The organism is Lysobacter enzymogenes, assembly GCF_017168095.1.
GTDB lineage: Bacteria > Pseudomonadota > Gammaproteobacteria > Xanthomonadales > Xanthomonadaceae > Lysobacter > Lysobacter enzymogenes_D.
The window spans coordinates 419-20,270 of the sequence record NZ_LXSD01000404.1 but is presented as its reverse complement, the minus strand read 5'-3'; the positions used below and the strand labels follow the sequence as shown (position 1 = coordinate 20,270).

At 70.9% G+C, this 19,852-nt stretch carries 12 protein-coding genes and 1 pseudogene; 10 read left to right on the top strand and 3 right to left on the bottom strand.

What is annotated here, in order from left to right:
• Positions 1–37: 37 nt before the first annotated feature.
• Together A7A76_RS17165 and A7A76_RS17160 are read right to left on the bottom strand one after the other, a co-directional pair.
• Positions 38–541: a hypothetical protein gene (locus tag A7A76_RS17165; protein ID WP_206412341.1), complete on the bottom strand. Its 504-nt coding sequence runs from the start codon at positions 539–541 to the stop codon at positions 38–40.
• A gap of 146 nt (positions 542–687) precedes the next feature.
• Positions 688–1,569 carry a helix-turn-helix transcriptional regulator gene (locus A7A76_RS17160; protein WP_206412340.1) on the bottom strand — a complete coding sequence of 294 codons (882 nt, stop codon included), beginning with the start codon at positions 1,567–1,569 and terminating at the stop codon, positions 688–690.
• A gap of 301 nt (positions 1,570–1,870) precedes the next feature.
• Here A7A76_RS17160 and A7A76_RS17155 point away from each other — a divergent pair, with 301 nt between their 5' ends.
• On the top strand, positions 1,871–3,331 hold the full coding sequence (locus A7A76_RS17155; RefSeq protein WP_206412339.1) for a PLP-dependent aminotransferase family protein: 1,461 nt from the start codon (positions 1,871–1,873) through the stop codon (positions 3,329–3,331).
• 233 nt (positions 3,332–3,564) lie between these two features.
• On the opposite strand, the gene A7A76_RS17150 is transcribed toward A7A76_RS17155, so the two are convergent.
• Positions 3,565–4,029 (bottom strand): hypothetical protein, encoded by a 465-nt coding sequence (locus tag A7A76_RS17150; RefSeq protein WP_241201010.1) that lies wholly within the window; start codon positions 4,027–4,029, stop codon positions 3,565–3,567.
• Between the two features lie 103 nt (positions 4,030–4,132).
• Between A7A76_RS17150 and sufT the strand changes: the two genes are divergently transcribed.
• The 9 genes and pseudogenes from sufT to A7A76_RS25665 all read left to right on the top strand — a co-directional run.
• Positions 4,133–4,684, top strand: coding sequence for a putative Fe-S cluster assembly protein SufT (gene sufT, locus A7A76_RS17145; protein WP_064750028.1), 552 nt, complete (start codon positions 4,133–4,135; stop codon positions 4,682–4,684).
• A 654-nt stretch (positions 4,685–5,338) separates the two neighbouring features.
• Positions 5,339–7,339 (top strand): S8 family serine peptidase, encoded by a 2,001-nt coding sequence (locus A7A76_RS17140; protein ID WP_206412338.1) that lies wholly within the window; start codon positions 5,339–5,341, stop codon positions 7,337–7,339.
• A 366-nt stretch (positions 7,340–7,705) separates the two neighbouring features.
• Positions 7,706–9,484: a S8 family peptidase gene (locus tag A7A76_RS17135; protein ID WP_206412337.1), complete on the top strand. Its 1,779-nt coding sequence runs from the start codon at positions 7,706–7,708 to the stop codon at positions 9,482–9,484.
• 600 nt (positions 9,485–10,084) lie between these two features.
• Positions 10,085–11,767 (top strand): annotated as a pseudogene (locus A7A76_RS17130) (S8 family serine peptidase); the annotation flags it as partial.
• Between the two features lie 60 nt (positions 11,768–11,827).
• Positions 11,828–12,142 carry a proprotein convertase P-domain-containing protein gene (locus tag A7A76_RS26795; RefSeq protein WP_428995183.1) on the top strand — a complete coding sequence of 105 codons (315 nt, stop codon included), beginning with the start codon at positions 11,828–11,830 and terminating at the stop codon, positions 12,140–12,142.
• A gap of 469 nt (positions 12,143–12,611) precedes the next feature.
• Positions 12,612–14,399, top strand: a complete 1,788-nt coding sequence (locus A7A76_RS17125) for a S8 family serine peptidase (RefSeq protein WP_206412335.1) — start codon at positions 12,612–12,614, stop codon at positions 14,397–14,399.
• Between the two features lie 296 nt (positions 14,400–14,695).
• Positions 14,696–15,262: a hypothetical protein gene (locus A7A76_RS17120; protein WP_206412334.1), complete on the top strand. Its 567-nt coding sequence runs from the start codon at positions 14,696–14,698 to the stop codon at positions 15,260–15,262.
• A gap of 408 nt (positions 15,263–15,670) precedes the next feature.
• Positions 15,671–17,620, top strand: a complete 1,950-nt coding sequence (locus A7A76_RS17115) for a M12 family metallo-peptidase (RefSeq protein WP_241201009.1) — start codon at positions 15,671–15,673, stop codon at positions 17,618–17,620.
• Positions 17,621–18,086: 466 nt separating this feature from the next.
• A partial coding sequence (locus A7A76_RS25665) for a PKD domain-containing protein (protein WP_241201008.1) occupies positions 18,087–19,852 on the top strand: 1,766 nt, incomplete at its 3' end.

The following is a 19,852-nucleotide window of genomic DNA, read 5'->3' as shown; positions in this document are numbered from 1 at the left end:
GCGGCGCGCGGGCCGCGCCCGCTGCGTGCGCGGCGCATCAGCGCAGGCCCGTGCGGTCGCGGCCGAGCGCGCGGTTCACCGCCCACGCGATCGGCCAGGCCACGAACACGACGTGGACCGCGATGCTCAGCCCGATCCACACCGGATCCGGCGGCAGGCCCTTCATGCCGGCGCGCGAGAGCGGGACGACGATGAAGTTCATCGCCACGAACAGCCACAGGCCGTACGCGGTCGCCGCCAGCCACGGATGCCGGCGCATCCACGCCAGCTTGCTCGCGCCGATCGCGTAGGCCGCAGCCATCAGCACGGCGATGAAGTAATGCAGGAACAGGCCCAGCGCGGCGGTGCCGGCGCCGCCGGCCAGCGCGGCCTCGCGGCCGATCAGGCCGGAGGCGACGCTGTGCAGCACGCGCGTGGCCGCCACGCCCTTGGTGATGCCCCAATAGCCGATGGCGTAGCTGATATCGAGGGTGGCGGCGATCAGGCCGCCGATGAGGGTCCACAGCGGCAGGGAGCGGGCGGGGCGGGCGGCGACGGTCATGGCGGACTCGCGATGGATGGGCGGTGAAGGGGCCGGATGGAGGGCGATGCATTGACGCCGGGCGGCTCGGCGCTGCGAGCGCGCCACGGCGCAACCAGGACGGATACGTCGCTACGGTGCGGCTGGATGCGGCGCGGCCGCGGCGCTCACGCCGCGCGGCCGCGCGCGGCCTCGGCGCGGCGCGCCTGGGTCGCGGTGACGCCGAAGGAGTTCTTGAACGCGCGGCAGAACGCGCTCTGGCTTTCGAAGCCGAGCGCCTCGGTGATCTCGCACACCGGCATGCGGGTGTCGCGGACCATGCGCCAGGCGCGGTCCGAGCGCAGCCGCGCGGCGTATTCGCTCGGGGTCTCGTCGAACACCTCGCGGTAGATCCGGATCAGGTGGCAGGGCGAGTAGTTGGCGCTGCGCGCGAGCCGGCCCAGGTCCAGGCGCACCTCGGGATGGCGGCGGATCAGGTGCTGCACGCGCAGCAGCCGCAGCAGGGTCTGCTGGCGCCGGCGCAGGGTGCGGCCGCTGCAGCGCGGCAGGCGTTCGAGCAGCTCGCGCTGTTCCTCGCGCAGCAGCGCGCCGAGGGTGCGCAGCAGGGCCGGGCCGTTGGCGCTGAGCGGCTCGGCGCGGCCGGCCAGCCGGCCCAGCCGCACCAGCAGGCGGCGGGCGTCGCGCGGCGCCGCGCCTTCCCACGGGAACAGGTCGCTGCCCTGCGGCTGCGCCGCCTCGTCGTCCAGGTGCGGCTTCCACGCCGACTCCGGGCCGCACAGGCACAGCCACCAGCACGGGCCGCGCGCGCTGCTGCGCACCCGGCTGTCGCGCCAGACCTGGAGGTGGCCAGGGACGAGGTCCCAGGCGCTGTCGGCGGCTTCCAGCCGCAGCGGGCCGCGCAGCGGCAGCCACAGCGACAGCCAGTTCGGCGGCAGGTCGAGCTGCACGGCGCGGCCGCTGGCGCGGACCAGGTGCAGGCCGGCGCCGGCCGGCAGCGCGCCCAGGTCCAGGCGTTCGGCGAAATGGATGCGATGGTGTTGCACGCTCATGAGGGCCTCGGCGGCGTCCGCGCTTGCGGTTGGCTCCTAAGCTAGCCAGCTGCGGCCGTCATCTGGAGGGCCAATAACCCGGGCAGCGATGGAGCCAATCCGTTGCCGCGGACGCGCAGTAGGCGTCGCGGGCGTCCGCGCGCCCGCCGCCGGCCCGCTACGGTTGCGCCGGTCTCGCGCGGTCGATGTGCCGGGACCGGCAAACCGGGCGCGGCCCGGCCGCGGCGCCTCGCCAGCCGCGGATCGGCTTGGCACACTCGCCCGGGAACGGCCCGCGACGGGGCCAATCGGGAGTCCGCCCATGTACCTGCCGCTGGACGGCCGCGGCCCGCTGCACGGCCAATTGGTCCGCTCGCTCAAGGATGCGGTGCTGGCCGGCCGGCTGCCGGCCGGGATGCGCTTCCCGCCGACCCGGCTGCTGGCGCAGCAGTTGAGCCTGTCGCGCAACACCGTGCTGGCCGCCTACGAGCAACTGCGCGCGGAAGGCTTCATGCAGGCGCGGGTCGGCTCGGGCAGCTTCGTGGTGCTGCCCGGCGCGCCGGCGCAGCCGCCGAGCGAGCCGCCGTCGCGGCTGCCGGCGCAGAGCGCCTACGCCCAGCGCCTGCGCCGCTATCACGACCACGCCAACATCCCCGGCCGGCGCCTGCCCGGCACCGTGCACAGCTTCCAGTACGGCGTGCCGTTCACCAATCCGCTGCTGACCTCGGCCTGGGCGCGCGCGCTGTCGCACGCGGCCGCCTACACCCCGCCGAACTACCCGACCTCGCAGGGCCTGCCGGCCTTGCGCGCGGCGGTGTGCGACTACCTGTCGCTGCGCCGCGGCGTGCGCGCCGCGCCCGAGGACGTGGTGATCGTCGCCGGCACCCAGCAGGCGATCGCGCTGACCGCGCGGGTGCTGCTCGACGAAGGCGACGAGGCGGCGATCGAAGACCCGCATTACTTCGCCGTGCGCGAATCGCTGCAGATCCACGGCGCGCGGCTGCGGCCGATCCCGGTCGACGGCGAGGGCCTGCGCACCGACCTGCTGCCCGAGCGGCCGCCGCGGCTGATCTGCACCACGCCCTCGCACCAGTTCCCGACCGGCGCGCTGATGTCGCTGCCGCGCCGGCGCGCGCTGCTGGACTACGCGCGCCGCCACGAGTGCTGGATCTTCGAGGACGACTACGACGGCGAATTCCGCTTCGACGCGCAGCCGCACGCGGCGCTGTACGGGCTCGACGACGCGCGCCGCACGATCTACGTCGGCACCTTCTCCAAGGTGCTGTTCCCGTCGCTGCGGATGGGCTACATGGTGGTGCCGCCGGGGCTGCGCGAGGACTTCGTCTCGGCCAAGTGGGCCGACGATTTCGGCTCGCCCGGGATCGAGCAGGCCGCGCTGGCCCAGTTCCTCGCCGACGGCGGCTTCGAGCGGCACCTGCGCCGCACCGCCAAGACTCTGCGCCAGCGCCGCGACGCGCTGCTGGCGGCGCTGCGCCGGCTGGCCGGCGACGCGCTGGAGATCCAGGACTCGCGCGCCGGCATGCACCTGCTGGTGTGGCTGCGCGGGCGCAGCCCGGCCGAGGGCGAGGCCTTCCTCGCCCACGCCCAGGCGCGCGGGCTGGGGCTGTATTCGGTGGCGCCGTGCTACATCGACCCGCCGCAGCGCGCCGGATTGCTGTTCGGCTACGGTGCGTTGTCGGTGGCGGAAATCGAGGAAGCCGCGCGGCTGTTCGCCGCCTGCCTGCACGAGACCGGCTTCGCCGCTGCGCCTGCGGCGGCCTGAGCGCACTGGCCTGGGCTACCTGTAGGAGCGGCGCGAGCCGCGACCAACCGAAGCGAAGTACGAAAGCGCCCCACCCCGAAGCCCGCAAACCACACGACCCGCTTTTTGCAGGAGCGGCGCGAGCCGCGACCGCGACAACGCAACTACGCCGCACCCCTCGCGGTGATTGCGTTGTCGCGGTCGCGGCTCGCGCCGCTCCTACAGGGGGATACGCAGCCGCAAGGCGACCGGGGTCAGCGCGACGCCAGCGCCGCGATCACCAGCGCCGCGGCCATGAACGCCAGGTCCAGCCCGGAGCTGGCGAGATGGAACAAGGTCCAGAACAGGTTCGGGCCGAGCTTGCCGGCCGAGGACATCAGGTCCAGCCCGAACGGGCCGCTGAGCTGGCCGGCGACGATGCCCCAGTTGGCGATCGCCAGGATCAGCGCGGTCGCCGCGGTGCCGGCGATCGCGCGCGCCCAGCCCGGGCGCCAGCCGCCCAGGCGCAGCATCCAGGCGATGTCGAGCGCGCCGAGCACCGCCATCCAGCCCAGCTGGCGGTCGAAGGCGAGCGCGGCGAGCACCCAGAATGCGGCGAATCCGAACGTGCCCAGGCCGATCAGCAGCCACGAATACAGGCCCGGGCGCGCGCGCGGGGCGTCCGGGCGGGAACCGGCGGCGCTGCGCGGGGCGGGGCGGTCGGACGGAGCGACGGTCATCGGCGGAACACTGTGGGCGGGGGCAAGCGCTACAGCATAGCCGCCCGCGGCCGGTAGAATGGCGCATCTTGTGCCGCGGTCCGGCACCCCCCATCTTCCCGGCATGTATTCCCGCAGCAGCGAACCCGTCCGTTTCGAGCGCGATTGCGCCGTCGTCATGGTGCCCCAAGGCGAGCAGGTCACCCTGCCGGCGGGCAGCGTGGGCTATATCACCCAGGCGCTCGGCGGCAGCTACACCGTCTTCGTCGAAGGCAACCTGTTCCGCATCCACGGCCGCGACGCCGACGCCATCGGCAAGGAGCCGCCGGAGCCGCTGGAACTGCCCGAGGGCGCCGACGACGAGGCGGTCGAGCGGCTGGTGTGGCAGCAGCTGCGCACCTGCTTCGACCCGGAGATTCCGATCAACGTGGTCGAGCTGGGCCTGGTGTACGAAGCCGCGGTCAAGCACCGCGACGACGGCCAGCGCACGGTCGAGGTGCGCATGACCCTGACCGCGCCGGCCTGCGGCATGGGCGACATCCTCGTCGACGACGTGCGCAGCAAGCTGGAAATGATCCCGACCGTGGCCGAGGCCGACGTCGAGCTGGTGTTCGACCCGCCGTGGAACCGCAACATGATGTCCGAGGCGGCGCGGCTCGAGACCGGGATGCTGTAAGCGGCCGGCTGCGGCCTGCGACGCGACGGCCGTCGCGTACGCCGGGCGGCGGGTTGGGCAGCACGTCTCGGCGATCCGCGTCCGGCGCTGCGACGCGGCGATGCGCGCCCGCGAGGCGTATTCCGAGATGCCGGGTGCCGGCGACGAGCGCAGATGGACCGGCTCGTCGCGTCCTGCCTGCATGCGCGCCAGTATGCGCGCCAGCCGATTCGTTGCCCTAGATCGCGCTCGGCCAGCGCGGCCTGCGATGCTTGTCGACGATTCGCGTCCGGCGATCCGCATCCGGGACTCGCACGCGACGATCCGCCACCTGCCGATCGGCATTTGTCGATCCGCATCTTCCGATCCGCACCCAGTCGATCCGCACCTGCCGATCCCCACCTGTGGATCCGCACCTGTAGATCTAGGACACGTCCTAAAAAGCGCAAACCCACGTATCAACGCACAAGAACGGATGTGACCGCGTTCGCGTTCGTCGGCCGAGCGCGCGCGACGGGAGGCCAAGCTGCTTCCCGCGCCGCCCACCCGCGGCGTGCACGCCGCGTCGCCGGTCGCGTTGGTCTCGCCATGCCGTTCGCCGGCGTCGCCGGGGCGACGCCGGCCGCGCGCCGCACTCGCCGCGCCTGCGGCCCTCTCGTTCGAAAGGAAAGTCCGATGCCCCGTCATGCTTCGCGTCCTCTGCGCTTGCGCACGCTTTCGGTCGCCACCGCCTTCGCCGTTTCCTCGCTGTTCGCCGCGACCGCCTCCGCGGCCGGCCCGATCCAGTACCTGCGCGTCAACACCAGCGCGCTGGCGTCGGGCCAGCCGACCGACCGCTTCATCGTCAAGTTCCGCAGCGACAGCGTCGAGCGACGCGACGCGAGCGAACTGCAGCGCTCGCTGAGCGCGGCGGCCAACAGCGCCGGCCGGCTGATCGGGCTCAACAGCCGCAGCGGCGCCAAGGCGCCGCCGGCGATCGGCCTGCGTCGCGCCCAGGCGCTGGCGCTGGGCGCCGAGCTGGTGACCAGCAACCGCAAGCTCGCGCCGGCCGAGGCCGAGGCGCTGATGCGCCAGATCGCCGAGAACCCGAACGTCGAATACGTCGAAGTGGATCGCGAAATGGTGCTGTACGCGGCGCCGAACGATCCTGAATATTCGCGCCAGTACGGCTTCGGCAACGGCCCGGGCGGCCTGCGCGCCGAGCAAGCCTGGGACCGCAGCACCGGCGCCGGCGTGGTGGTCGGCGTGATCGACTCCGGCGTCAACCGCCATGCCGACCTCGCCGCGAACCTGCTGCCGGGCTGGGACTTCGCCCAGAACGACAACGACCCCAGCGACCCGACCAGCTCCGCCAGCTTCCACGGCACCCACGTCGCCGGCACGGTGGCGGCGGTGACCAACAACGGCGTCGGCGTCGCCGGCACCGCGCCCAACGCCAAGATCCTGCCGGTGCGCGTATTCGACGGCCCGCGCGGCAGCAGCGCGGCGATCATCAACGGCATCACCTGGGCGGTCGGCGGTTCGGTGCCGGGCGTTCCGGCCAACGCCAATCCGGCCGACGTGATCAACCTGAGCCTGGGCAGCCAGAACCCGGCCACCTGCGACAACGGCACCCGCGACGCGCTCAACTTCGCCATCAGCCGCGGCACCATCGTGGTGGTGGCGGCCGGCAACAGCAACGCCGACGCCAACACCTATACGCTCAACAACTGCACCTCGGTGATCTCGGTCGGTTCGGTCACCGATACCGGGGCGCGCTCTTCCTTCTCCAATTACGGCGCGCGCGTGGATGTCGCCGCGCCGGGTTCGGCCATCCTCTCGACGGTCAACGGCTTCAACGGCGCCAACAACCAGTACGGCTTGCTGAGCGGCACCTCGATGGCCTCGCCGCACGTGGCAGGCGTCGCCGCGCTGGTGCAAGCGGCCGCGGCGACGCCGCTGACCCAGGCGCAGATGGTCGCGCTGCTGAAGAACACCGCGCGCGCGTTCCCGTCCGCGCCGGATCGTCCGATCGGCGCCGGCATCGTCGACGCCAACGCCGCGGTCGCGGCGGTTGCCGGCGGCACGCCGGGCAACCAGGCGCCGGTGGCGAATTTCTCGTCCTCGGCGAACGGGTTGACGGTGAGCTTCACCGACAGTTCCACCGACAGCGACGGCTCCATCGCCTCGCGCAGCTGGGACTTCGGCGACGGCACCACCTCGACCGCGACCAGCCCGAGCAAGACCTACAGCGCGGCCGGGACGTACACGGTCAAGCTGACCGTCGTCGACAACGCCGGCGCGAGCAACACCAAGACCGCGACCGTGACCGTCGGCAGCAGCGGCGGGGTGCAGACCTACAGCAACGGCACCGACGCCAACATCCCGGACAACAACGCCACCGGCGTCACCAGCTCGATCAGCGTGACCGGCCGCACCGGCAACGCCCCGAGCAACGCCCAGGTCGCGGTCAACATCGTCCACACCTTCCAGGGCGATCTCATCGTCGATCTGATCGCGCCTGACGGCTCGGTCTACAACCTGCACAACCGCACCGGCGGCAACACCCAAAACATCAACCGCACCTACACGGTGAACCTGTCGAGCGAAGCCTTGAACGGCACCTGGCGACTGCGCGCCGCCGACCGCGCTTCGGTCGACACCGGCCGCATCGACAGCTGGAGCCTCACGTTCTAAACCTCGCAGCTTGCGATGCGCGTCACGAAAAACCCCGGCGTCGGCCGGGGTTTTTCTTTGCCCGCGGGCGCGCTCGCGTCCGAGCTGTGAAACCCGCACGGCGGACGCAGCGAGGCCGCGCTTCCACCCTGTGCGAAGCGACCGAAATCCAAATGTGTGATGCCTATCGCGGGTCCGGCGCACGATGAGGGTTCTATCCATCTTGTTGGTGGTTCTGTTGCATACGTAGCGTGTTAACGCGGGCCGGGAAAACACCGAGTCCGTACACAAACAGCGTGGGCGCTGGCGCAAGCCGACACGGACGTGGCCGCCCGAACACCGCGCGTTGAACGCCGCATCGCGGCACTTCGTTTTGGGGGTTCCACCATGTCCTACCGCTCCAACGGCGCGCTGCGCCAGCACGCGCTCGCCGCCGCCACCGTGGCCGCGCTGTCGTGCATCGCGATGTCGGCCTCGGCCGCCGACCGCATCAATCTCGCCGCGCTGGCCAACGCCGACCAGAACAACCAGTTCATCGTCAAGTACGCCGCCGGCACCGCCGAGCGCAGCAACGCCGCCAGCCTCAACCGCGCGCTCGACGCGGCCGCCGCCGGCTTCTCCGGCAAGGGCGCCAAGCTCGGCCTCAAGCACCTGCGCCGCATCGGCACCGGCGCCGACGTGGTCCAGGCCGGCCGCCGCCTCGACCCGGCCGAAGCCGAGTCGCTGATGCGCCAGATCGCCGCCGACCCGAGCGTCGAATACGTGGAAAAGAACGCGCCGATGACCGCGTTCTTCACCCCCGACGACACCCGCTTCGGCGAGCAGTGGGGTTACGGCGCGTCCGGCATCAACACCGCGCAGGCCTGGGACGTGAGCACCGGCACCGGCGTGGTGGTGGCGGTGATCGACACCGGCATCACCAGCCACAGCGACCTCAACGCCAACATCCTGCCCGGCTACGACTTCATCAGCGATTCGACCGCCGCGCGCGACAGCAACGGCCGCGATTCGGATCCGGCCGACCAGGGCGACTGGTTCAGCGCCGGCGAGTGCGGCGTGACCTACAGCAGCAACTCCAGCTGGCACGGCACCCACGTCGCCGGCACCGTCGCCGCGGTGACCAACAACGCCAAGGGCGTGGCCGGCACCGCGTACAACGCCAAGGTCGTGCCGGTGCGCGTGCTCGGCAAGTGCGGCGGCACCCTGGCCGACATCGCCGACGCGATCACCTGGGCCTCCGGCGGCACCGTGTCGGGCGTCCCGGCCAATCCGAATCCGGCCGAAGTCATCAACATGTCGCTCGGCGGCAGCGGCACCTGCGGCTCGACCTACCAGGCGGCGATCGACGGCGCCGTGGCGCGCGGCGTGACCGTGGTGGTCGCGGCCGGCAACGGCAACGTCAACGCCTCCAACGCGCGTCCGGCCAACTGCAACAACGTGGTCGCGGTCGGCGCGGTCGACAGCGCCGGCAAGCGTTCGGTGTGGAGCAGCACGCAGAAGTCGAACTACGGCGCCGTGGTCGATGTGGCCGCGCCGGGTTCGAACATCCTGTCCACGCTCAACTCGGGCACCACCACGCCGGGTTCGGAGAGCTACGCCTCCTACGGCGGCACCTCGATGGCGACGCCGCACGTGGCCGGCGTGGTCGCGCTGCTGCAGGCCAAGGCGACGACGCCGAAGACCCCGGCGGAAATCGAAACCATCCTCAAGACCACCGCGCGCGCGTTCCCGGCGACCCCGGACCAGCCGATCGGCACCGGCATCGTCGACGCCAAGGCGGCGCTGGACTCGCTCGGCGGCGGCAACCCGAACCCGGGCACGCAGACCTACAGCAACGGCACCGACGTCAACATCCCGGACAACAACGCCACCGGCGTCACCAGCTCGATCGTGGTGTCCGGCCGCACCGGCAACGCGCCGAGCAACGCGCAGGTGTCGGTCAACATCGTCCACACCTACCAGGGCGACCTGATCGTCGACCTGATCGCGCCGGACGGTTCGGTCTACAACCTGCACAACCGCAGCGGCGGCGGCACCGACAACATCGTCCAGACCTACACGGTGAACCTGTCGAGCGAAGCCTTGAACGGCACCTGGAAGCTGCGCGCGGCCGATCGCGCGTCGGTGGACACCGGCTACATCAACAGCTGGAGCGTCACGTTCTGATCCTGGCCGCGCGGCCGGCACGGCCGCGTCGAGCGAAGCGATCGCAGCCCCGGCTTCGGCCGGGGCTTTTTCGTTCTGGAGGGTTGCGGGCGTTGTTTCGCGCGTGCGTGGCGGCTTCGGCGTAAGCGCGGTGTCGCGGTCGCGGCTTGCGCCGCTCCTACAGGTGGATCGCGTGGTGGCCGGGGCGGCTGTAGGAGCTGCGCGAGCTGCGACCGCGACATCGCGGCTACGGCGAGGGTTTCGGCGCGAGCGGGTGGTGTCGCGGTCGCGGCTTGCGCCGCTCCTACAGGTGGCAGATCGGACATCTCGGTGTTTTTGAGATGCGTGAAAAGCGTAAAAAATATGCTCGTGCGACGGTCGTGAGCACGCTTGCGCGCCTCGCGTTCATTACCAATGCGCGTACTGTGATCGACATCGATTACTCGCGGACAAACCGGGGTCGGCGCACCTTTCCGCGCTTTTACTGCACAGATAGCGTGTGCCCCGGACGCGATCCCCCACGCGCGCCCTTCGCAGCGATTCCGCCGCCGCAGCCGCCACGACGGTGCGCCGGAACGTTCTTTTCGCCGCCTCGCGGCGCTTACCTTGAGGGGTTACACCATGTCGTTCCGTTCCGTTCGCCAGCACCGTCCGCAACTGCTCGCCGCGGCCACCGCGCTCGCCCTGTCCGCACTGGCCGCGCCTTCGTTCGCCGGCGACGCCCATCTGGGCGCGCTCAAGGCCGGCGGCAGCTACAGCCGCTTCATCGTCAAGTACAAGACCGACAGCGCCGCCGCCAGCGGCGGCGTCGCGTTGAGCCGCTCGCTCGACGCCGCCGCGGCCAAATTGACGCTGCCGGCCGCGTCGAAGGGCGCGCGCGTGGGGCTGCACCAGGTGCGCCGCATGCTGGTGCCCGGCGCCAGCGTGATCGCCTCCGACCGCGCGCTCGCCCGCGACGAAGCCGCCGCGCTGATGCGCCAGATCGCCGCCGACCCGAACGTGCAGTTCGTCCAGGTCGACGGCATCCGCCGCGCGCTGGCGACGCCGAACGATCCCAGCTTCAGCAAGCAATGGCATTACGCCGACAGCGCCGTCGGCATCCGCGCGCCGACCGCGTGGAACACCAGCACCGGCACCGGCATCGTGGTCGCGGTGGTCGACAGCGGCATCCTGTCGCACACCGACCTCAACGCCAACATCCTGCCGGGCTACGACATGATCTCGTCGACCACCGGTTTCTCCGACGCCGAATGCCGCGACGCCGGCGCGTCGCCGGGCTGCGGCAAGTCCGACGACGGCGACGGCCGCGACGCCAATCCCAACGACTCGTCGAACATCGTCCACGGCACCCACGTGGCCGGCACCATCGCGGCGGTGACCAACAACGGCGCCGGCGGCGCGGGCGTGGCCTACAACGCCAAGGTCGTGCCGGTGCGCGCGCTCGGCAACCAGGGCTTCGGCTCGGATTCGGACATCGCCGACGCGGTGGTGTGGGCCTCCGGCGGCACCGTGCCGGGCGTTCCGGCCAACGCCAATCCGGCCGAGATCATCAACCTCTCGCTCGGCGGCCCGGCGCCGTGCAGCGACACGCCGGCGTGGCAGGCGGCGATCGACACCGCGATCGCCAACGGCTCGACCGTGGTCGTCGCCGCCGGCAACGACAACGTCGACGTCGCCGGCTTCACCCCGGCCAGCTGCAACGGCGTGATCCGCGTCGCCGCCAGCAACAAGGCCGGTTCGCGCGCTTCGTACTCCAACTACGGCGCCACCATCCACGTCACCGCGCCGGGCGGCGAGAACGGCATCTTCGGGCCGAGCTCGACCGAGGGCATCATCTCCACGGTGAGCGGCAACGCGTACGGCCCGATGGCCGGCACCTCGATGGCGGCGCCGCACGTGGCCGGCATCGCCGCGCTGATCCAGGCGGCCGCGGCGAGCCCGCGCACGCCGGCGCAGATCCTGCAGATCCTGCAGAGCACCGCGCGTCCGATCGCCGCCAGCAAGTGCTCCGGCGGCTGCGGCTCGGGCCTGGTCGACGCGGCGGCGGCGGTGGCCGCGGCTGGCGGTACGCCGTCTAACCAGGCGCCGGTGGCGAACTTCTCGTCCTCCGCCAGCGCGCTGACGGTGAGCTTCACCGACACCTCGACCGACAGCGACGGCACCATCGCCTCGCGCAGCTGGGACTTCGGCGACGGCACCACGTCGACCGCGACCAACCCGAGCAAGACCTACAGCGCGGCCGGCACCTACACCGTCAAGCTGACCGTGGTCGACAACGGCGGCGCCAGCAACACCAAGACCGCGACCGTCACCGTCGGCAGCAGCGGCGGGCCGCAGACCTACACCAACGGCGCCGACGTCAACATTCCCGACAACAACGCCACCGGCGTCACCAGCTCGATCAGCGTCACCGGCCGCACCGGCAACGCGCCGAGCAACGCGCAGGTCGCGGTCGATATCGTCCATACCTACCAGGGCGATCTCATCGTCGATCTGATCGCGCCGGACGGCTCGGTCTACAACCTGCACAACCGCACCGGCTCGGGCACCGACAACATCAAGAAGACCTACACGGTGAACCTGTCGAGCGAAGCGCTCAACGGCACCTGGAAGCTGCGCGCGGCCGATCGCGCCGCGGTGGACACCGGTTACATCAATAGCTGGAGCGTCACCTTCTGAGTGCGTTGGCGTTCGCCGATGCGATCCCAAGCCCCGGCTCCGGCCGGGGCTTTTTCGTTGCCTGTCCGCCTGTCGCGCCGGTTACGCATGCGCGGTCGCGAAGGCGGGGCGGCGGACTTGCAGCGCTTGACGCAACGCAGCGCGTGCGCCGGTGTCCCGGGGCCGGAACGGAACGCGCCTGGAGCAGCGCAACCGCGCGCCGCCGCCGGTAGCGGAAGGCGGCGAACCGTTGCGCTTCTAGGACTCGTCCTAAAAGGCGCAAGACGTGAGCGAGCGCCCGATTCTCCTGCTCCAGCGAAACATCGCGGACGATGCCGCCCGCGCGCTTGCTCCTAGATTGAAACGCAACCGAGATCGCGCGACAGCGATCCGGCCGGCCCGGCGCCGTAGCCGCGCGCGCGCAGCCGCATCCGCTCGCGCGCTCCACGGTCGTCTCTTCGTTCTTCAGCTCTTTGGGGGTAGAAACACGATGCAAGTCCGCTCCGTTCGCTTCAACGCACTCGCCGCCGCGCTCGCGCTCGCGGCCGTGTCCGCGCCGGCCTTCGCCGGCCAGGTCTATCTGGGCAATCTGCAGGACCAGGGCAACCGCCAGTTCATCGTCAAGTTCCGCAGCGGCAGCGCGCCGGCCGGCAATCCCAAGTCGCTCAGCGGCGCCCTCGACCGCGCCGCCCAGCGCGCCGCGTTGCCGGGCGCGGCCGCGGGCCAGCGCGTGGGCCTGCGCACCTTGCGCGCGATGATCATGCCCGGCGCCCGCGTGGTGACCTCCGACCGCGCGCTCGACCGCGCCCAGGCCGCCGCGCTGATGCGCCAGATCGCCGCGGACGAGAACGTCGAATTCGTCCAGCTCGACGGCATGAGCCGGATGATGATGACGCCGAACGATCCCAGCTTCGCGCAGCAGTGGCATTACGCCGACAGCGCCGCCGGCATCCGCCTGCCGACCGCCTGGAACGCCAGCACCGGCGCCGGCGTGGTGGTGGCGGTGATCGACAGCGGCATCGCCTCGCATACCGATCTCAACGCCAACATCCTGCCGGGCTACGATTTCGTCAGCTCGGTCACCGGGTTCCCCGACGCCGACTGCCGCAACGCCGGCGTGACGCCGGGTTGCGGCCGGTCCGACGACGGCGACGGCCGCGACGCCAATCCCACCGACGTCTCCGACGTCATGCACGGTACCCATGTCGCCGGCACGATCGCGGCGGTGACCAATAACGGCACCGGCGTGGCCGGCGTGGCGTTCAACGCCAAGGTCGTGCCGCTGCGCGTGCTCGGCAAGGACGGCGTCGGCACCGATTCCGATATCGCCGACGCGATCGTCTGGGCCTCCGGCGGCAGCGTTTCGGGCGTGCCGGCCAATGCCAACCCGGCCGAAGTGATCAATCTCTCGCTCGGCGGCGGAAGGCCCTGCACCCAGACGCCGGCCTATCAGGCCGCGATCAACACCGCGACCAATAACGGCTCGACCGTGATCGTCGCCGCAGGCAACAGCAACAGCAATGTCGCCAACTTCTCCCCCGCCAGCTGCGACAACGCGGTGTCGGTGGCGGCGAGCAACCGCAACGGCGCGCGCTCGTACTACTCGAATTTCGGCGCGACCATGGACATCACCGCGCCGGGCGGCGCGCAGTCGGTCGAAAACGACTCCAACGGCATCCTCTCGACCTGGCGCAACAACGGCTACCGCTACGAGCAGGGCACCTCGATGGCGGCGCCGCACGCCGCCGGCGTGGCCGCGCTGATCCTGTCGGCGGCGCCGGGCAAGACGCCGGCCCAGGTCGAGCAGATCCTCAAGAGCACCGCCCGGCCGATCTCGACCAGCAACTGCTCCGGCGGCTGCGGCGCGGGCCTGATCGACGCCGCCGCGGCGGTCGCGGCCGCCGGCGGCTCGACCGGCCCGGGGCCGGGCACCGGGACGCAGACCTACAGCAACGGCAACGACGTGGCGATCGGCGACAACACCACGGTGGAAAGCGTCATTCCGGTGACCGGCCGCAGCGGCAACGCGCCGGCCAACGCCTCGGTGTCGTTCAACATCGTCCACACCTACCGCGGCGACCTCAAGGTCGACCTGGTCGCGCCGGACGGCAGCCTCTACAACCTGCACAACCGCACCGGCGGCAGCACGCCCAACCTCAGCGGCACCTTCACGCTGAACCTGTCGAGCGAGACGCTCAACGGCAACTGGAAGCTGCGGGTCAACGACAACGCCAACGGCGATACCGGGCGCATCGATACCTGGAGCATCACGTTCTAAGCGGTACCCGCCGTAGCTTCGATGAAAACCCCGGCCTGTGCCGGGGTTTTCTTTTGCCGATCCGAACATCCGTGGATTGTTGCTCCGCACCATGATGCACCACGCAGCCCGCCGGCTCGGTCGGTGCGGCGTTTTCTCACGCACCGCCGCTGCACGTTCGCGTTCACGGACAGCAGTGCGAGGGCAGGGGCGCTCGCGGCGGTTTCAGGCTCGGTTCGGCGCACGAACCGCTACTATCGACCCCGTCGCGCGCCTTGGCGCGTTGCAGACCATTCCTCACCGAAGGAGTCGCCCGCATGTCGCCCCTGTCCCGCCGCCTCGTCCCCGCGGCCATCGCCGTCTCGCTGTGCCTGGCGGTCGGCGCCTGCATGGCCTCCGGCAACGCCTCGTCCGACGCCGCCAAGCCGCCCGCGCCGAAGGCCGTGCCGAACCTGAACCTGCCGAGCGAAGCCTCGGTCGATGTCGCCCCCACACCGGAGCCCCAGCCCATGCCCTCCGACCGCGCCGCCGCCGATCCGAACCAACCCAAGGCCGAGGTCGGCGAACCCGTCGGCGCCGGGCCGTTCGGCCAGTTCATCGTCAAGTACCGCGACGGTACCCAGCCGCTCAAGCAGGTCGGCGCCGTGCAGCCGCGGCTCGACCGCACCGCCGCGCAGTTCGGCAAGCGCGGGCTCGCGCTGACCTGGAAGCACCGCATGGGCATCAACGCCGATGTCTTCAGCGTCAGCCCGGCGCTCGACCGCGGCGAGGCGGTGGCGCTGATGAACGCGTTCGCCGCCGATCCGGACGTGCAGTTCATCGAGCCGGACAACCACATCTCGCTCGGGCCGATCATTCGCCAGCCGGCGCCGGTGGACAAATAAGCGCCGGCGCCGTTCGCAGGGATCGGCGACTGCGCCGCTGACGGCGCGTCTCGCCGCCGGCGCGGACCTGCGAACCTGCGACCTGCATCGCCGCCGTCCGAAACCCCGGCCAACGCCGGGGTTTTTTTGCGTCCGTATCACCGGTTAAGACGTAAAAAACCGCAGTTCGAAGGCAGTTTTTCGATGCATGACCGGCATCACGAAGGTGGCCGCCGCAAGCGCTTGCGAAGCATTGCCGGGGCTGGGCCGATGCCGTTAGCGTCGTGATGCGGACGGAGCGACGATCCGATCCGCATACGACCGGACGCGCACGCGCAGCAGGCCACGCGCGCGGGCGACGCACCGGCGCCATCGCCGCACCATCCTCTTCGGCCGCGACGCGGCCTTCGACCTCGGGGGTTGAACAATATGCGCACTACCTCACGCCTGCGCGCGCGCCACGCCGCGCGTGCCGCCGTACTGTTGTCCGGATTCGCCGTATTGCCGGCGTTCCTGCCGGCCTTCGCCGCGCAACCGCTGTTCGTCGGCGACGCGCCCGCCGCGCGCGCCGGCGTCGCCGCCGCGTCGTCGGCGCAATCGGCCGCCGCGGGCGAAGCCCGTCGCCTGGCCGCGGCGCCCGCGACCGCTTCGCTGCAGCTCAAGCGCGCCGATGCCGCGCTGGTCTCCAAGGCCACGCGCGAGATCGAACTGCGCCTGGGCGCGAACCTCGTCAACGCCGTGCTCGACAGCGCCCGCGACACCGGCGACGGCGGCACGGTGTGGCTGGGCCACCTCAAGGAAAACCCGCGCAAGGCCGCGCACGACGCGCGCGAAGTGCGCCGCGACGAGCGCAACTCGGTCGCGCTGGTGCGGCGCGGCGACGGAGTCACCGGCAACGTGCGCATCGACGGCCGGCTGTACCGCATCCGTCCGCTCGCCGACGGCAGCCACGCCGTGGTCGAGGTCGACGAAAGCCGCATGCCGCCGGATCACCCGGCCGGTTATCGCGATTCAGACCTGCCGCAGATCGACATGCGTTCGGCGACCCAGGCGGCTATCGCCGCGGTCGGCCCCGCCGCGGTGGATCCCGGCGCGACCGCGACCATCCGCGTGCAGGTGGTCGCCACCAACCAGGCGGTGACCGCCTACGGCGGCGACATGCGCGCGCTGGTCGACCTGGCCATCGCCGAAAGCAACCAGGGCTACGCCAACTCCAACGTCGGCATCCAACTGGAACTGGCCAACTACCGCACCGTCGAATACACCTCGGCCGGCGACGGCCACTTCACCGACGAAGAACGCTTCGCCGATCCAAGCGACGGCTACATGGACGACATCCACGCCAGCCGCGACGCCAACGCCGCCGACGTCAGCGTGCTGATCATCGACGACGCCGGCAACTGCGGCCTCGCGCACTCCATCGGCTCGACCGCGGCGACCGCGTTCGCGACCGTGCATTACGACTGCGCCACCGGCTACTACAGCTTCGCCCACGAAATCGGCCACCTGCTGTCGGCGCGCCACGATCCCGCCGCCGACCCGACCAACACGCCTTACGCCTACGGCCACGGCTATCGCTACGAGCCGGCCAGCGGCAGCAAGTGGCGCACGATCATGGCCTACAACTGCAGCGGCGGCTGCCCGCGCCTGAACTACTGGTCGAACCCGGACGTGACCTACAACGGCGTGGCGATGGGCACCGCCGACCGCAACCACAACCAGCGCGTGCTGGTGCAGACCAAGGCCGCGGTGGCGGCGTTCCGCGGCGCGCCGGGCGGCAACGCCGCGCCGGTGGCCAACTTCAGCTCGTCGGCCAACGGTTTGACGGTGAACTTCACCGACAGCTCCACCGACAGCGACGGCAGCATCGCCTCGCGCAGCTGGGACTTCGGCGACGGCACCACGTCGACCGCGACCAATCCGAGCAAAACCTACAGTGCGGCGGGTACGTACACGGTCAAGCTCACGGTCACCGACAACGGCGGCGCCACCCACAGCAAGACCGCGACCGTCACCGTCAACGCCAGCGGCGTGCAGACCTACAGCAACACCACCGACGTCAACATTCCCGACAACAACGCCACCGGCGTGAGCAGCTCGATCTCGGTCAGCGGCCGTAGCGGCAACGCGCCGGGCAATGCGCAGGTCGCGGTCGATATCGTCCATACCTACCAGGGCGACCTGATCGTCGATCTGATCGCGCCGGACGGCAGCGTCTACAACCTGCACAACCGCACCGGCGGCAGCGCCGACAACATCAAGAAGACCTACACGGTGAATCTGTCGAGCGAAGCGCTCAACGGCAGCTGGAAGCTGCGCGTCGCCGACCGCGCCGCCGCCGACACCGGCTACATCAACGCCTGGAGCGTCACGTTCTGATCGTGCCGCCGCGGGCGCCGCAACGGCGGCGCCCGCGGCCCGCGTTCGCTGTGCGGCCGCGAGGCCGGCAACACCGCCCGGCGGTATCCGCTGCCGGGCTCATGCGCTGGGGGCAGGGCAACGCCCCGGCGCTGCTTCGATAACCGAAGCAACGCGACGCGACGATGCAACGGCGGCCCGGACGCGGGCCGTCGCGGACGCGGTCGCGCCCGGTTCAGCCTCGGACCGGGCGCGTCCGCCCCGCCGCGTCGCCCGCAACGCCGCTTGAAACCGGTCGATTCGGGCAACCCCCGATTCGAACAGCACCTCGCTTCGAGCAACACCGCTTCGAGCAACACCGCATCGAGCAAACACCGATCCGCGCAACCCCGCAATGCCCTCGTCACCCATGCCCCATCGCTGCTTCATCGCCGGCCCGCGCTCGCGCGGCGCCCTCGTCATCCTCCCATCCGGACGGAAACACGCCATGAAACGCATCACTCTCACTGTCGGCCTGCTGGCCCTGTCCATCGGCAGCGCGCTGGCCGCGCCCGCCCTGCGCCCGGCCGCGTTCGACCACGCCCGCCTGGCCCGAGTCGACCGCATCGCCCTGCGCGTCATGCCCGCCGTGGACGTCGCCAAGCTGCGCGCCGAAGACGTCAAGCGCAACGCGCGCAACGAAGTGCCGCGCTTCGCCACCGCGCTGGCGGTGGACATCGACACGCTCAAGGACGGCGCCTGGGAAGACCTCGACGCCGACACCGCGATCTGGCGCACCCGCATCGAATCCAAGGACGCGCTGTCGCTGAACTTCCACTTCGATCAGTTCAAGCTGCCCGAAGGCGCGCGCATGCTGATCTACCCGGCCGACCAGGCGCCGGGCTCGGCCGCCGGCCGCGTGCGCAGCTTCACCAGCGCCGACAACAACGCCTTCGGCGAGCTGTGGACGCCGGTGGTGGTCGGCGACGAAGCGGTGATCGAGGTGGTGGTGCCCAAGGCCAGGCTCGGCCAGCTCAAGCTGCACCTGGCCAAGGTCAACCACGATTACGTCGGCTTCGGCAAGCTGGTGCGCGGCGCGCAGCAGCAGGCCGGCACCAAGGCCGCCTCGGGCAGCTGCGAGATCGACGTGGTCTGCCCGGAAGGCAACGGCTTCCGCGACATCATCCGCGCGGTCGGCGCGTATTCGAAGCAGGGCACGATGTGGTGCACCGGTTCGCTGGTCAACAACACCGCGAACGACAAGAAGATGTACTTCCTGACCGCCAACCATTGCGGCATGACCAGCGCCTCGGTCAACAACTCGATGGTGGTGTACTGGAACTATCAGAACTCGACCTGCCGCACGCCGGGTTCGGCCGCCAGCGGCGCGGACGGCGACGGCTCGCTGTCGCAGTCGCAGACCGGCGCCACCCTGCGCGCGACCAACGCCGCGTCCGACTTCACCCTGCTCGAGCTGAACACCGCGGCCAATCCCGCCTACAACCTGTACTGGGCCGGTTGGGACCGCCGCGACCAGAACTATCCCAACTCCATCGCCATCCACCATCCCAACGTCGCCGACAAGCGCATCAGCTTCTCCGACAGCGCCTCGCGCTTCACCGGCTACGGCGGCGCCGATTACAACCCGCCGACGGTCGCCAACGGCACCCACCTGTTCGTGAAGTGGGGCGTCAACCGCGGCGTGACCGAGCCGGGTTCGTCCGGCTCGCCGCTGTACAGCCCGGACAAGCGCGTGATCGGCCAACTGCACGGCGGCCCGTCGAGCTGCACCGTGCCGCAGGAGCAGAAGGCCGACTACTACGGCCGCGTGTTCACCTCCTGGACCGGGGGCGGCACCGCGGCCACGCGCCTGAGCGACTGGCTCGACGCGGGCGGCACCGGCGCGCAGTTCGTCGACGGCCTGGATTCGGGCGGCACGCCGTCGAACCAGCCGCCGGTGGCGAACTTCACCTCTTCGGCCAGCGGCCTGACGGTGAGCTTCACCGACAGCTCGACCGACAGCGACGGCTCGATCGCCTCGCGCAGCTGGAACTTCGGCGACGGCACCACTTCCACCGCGACCAGCCCGAGCAAGACCTATGCCGCGGCCGGCACCTACACCGTCACCCTGACCGTCACCGACAACGGCGGCGCCAGCAACACCAAGACCGCGACCGTCACCGTCGGCGCCAGCGGCGTGCAGACCTACGCCAACGGCACCGACGTCAACATCCCGGACAACAACGCCACCGGCGTCACCAGCTCGATCGTGGT

Excerpts from the sequence above, each read along its gene's own strand:
- A7A76_RS17140 (WP_206412338.1), top strand. The coding sequence starts at position 5,339 with ATGCCCCGTCATGCTTCGCGTCCTCTGCGCTTGCGCACGCTTTCGGTC.
- sufT (WP_064750028.1), top strand. The coding sequence starts at position 4,133 with ATGTATTCCCGCAGCAGCGAACCCGTCCGTTTCGAGCGCGATTGCGCC.
- A7A76_RS17165 (WP_206412341.1), bottom strand. The coding sequence starts at position 541 with ATGACCGTCGCCGCCCGCCCCGCCCGCTCCCTGCCGCTGTGGACCCTC.
- A7A76_RS17160 (WP_206412340.1), bottom strand. The coding sequence starts at position 1,569 with ATGAGCGTGCAACACCATCGCATCCATTTCGCCGAACGCCTGGACCTG.
- A7A76_RS17135 (WP_206412337.1), top strand. The coding sequence starts at position 7,706 with ATGTCCTACCGCTCCAACGGCGCGCTGCGCCAGCACGCGCTCGCCGCC.
- A7A76_RS17150 (WP_241201010.1), bottom strand. The coding sequence starts at position 4,029 with ATGACCGTCGCTCCGTCCGACCGCCCCGCCCCGCGCAGCGCCGCCGGT.
- A7A76_RS17125 (WP_206412335.1), top strand. The coding sequence starts at position 12,612 with ATGCAAGTCCGCTCCGTTCGCTTCAACGCACTCGCCGCCGCGCTCGCG.
- A7A76_RS17155 (WP_206412339.1), top strand. The coding sequence starts at position 1,871 with ATGTACCTGCCGCTGGACGGCCGCGGCCCGCTGCACGGCCAATTGGTC.
- A7A76_RS17115 (WP_241201009.1), top strand. The coding sequence starts at position 15,671 with ATGCGCACTACCTCACGCCTGCGCGCGCGCCACGCCGCGCGTGCCGCC.
- A7A76_RS17120 (WP_206412334.1), top strand. The coding sequence starts at position 14,696 with ATGTCGCCCCTGTCCCGCCGCCTCGTCCCCGCGGCCATCGCCGTCTCG.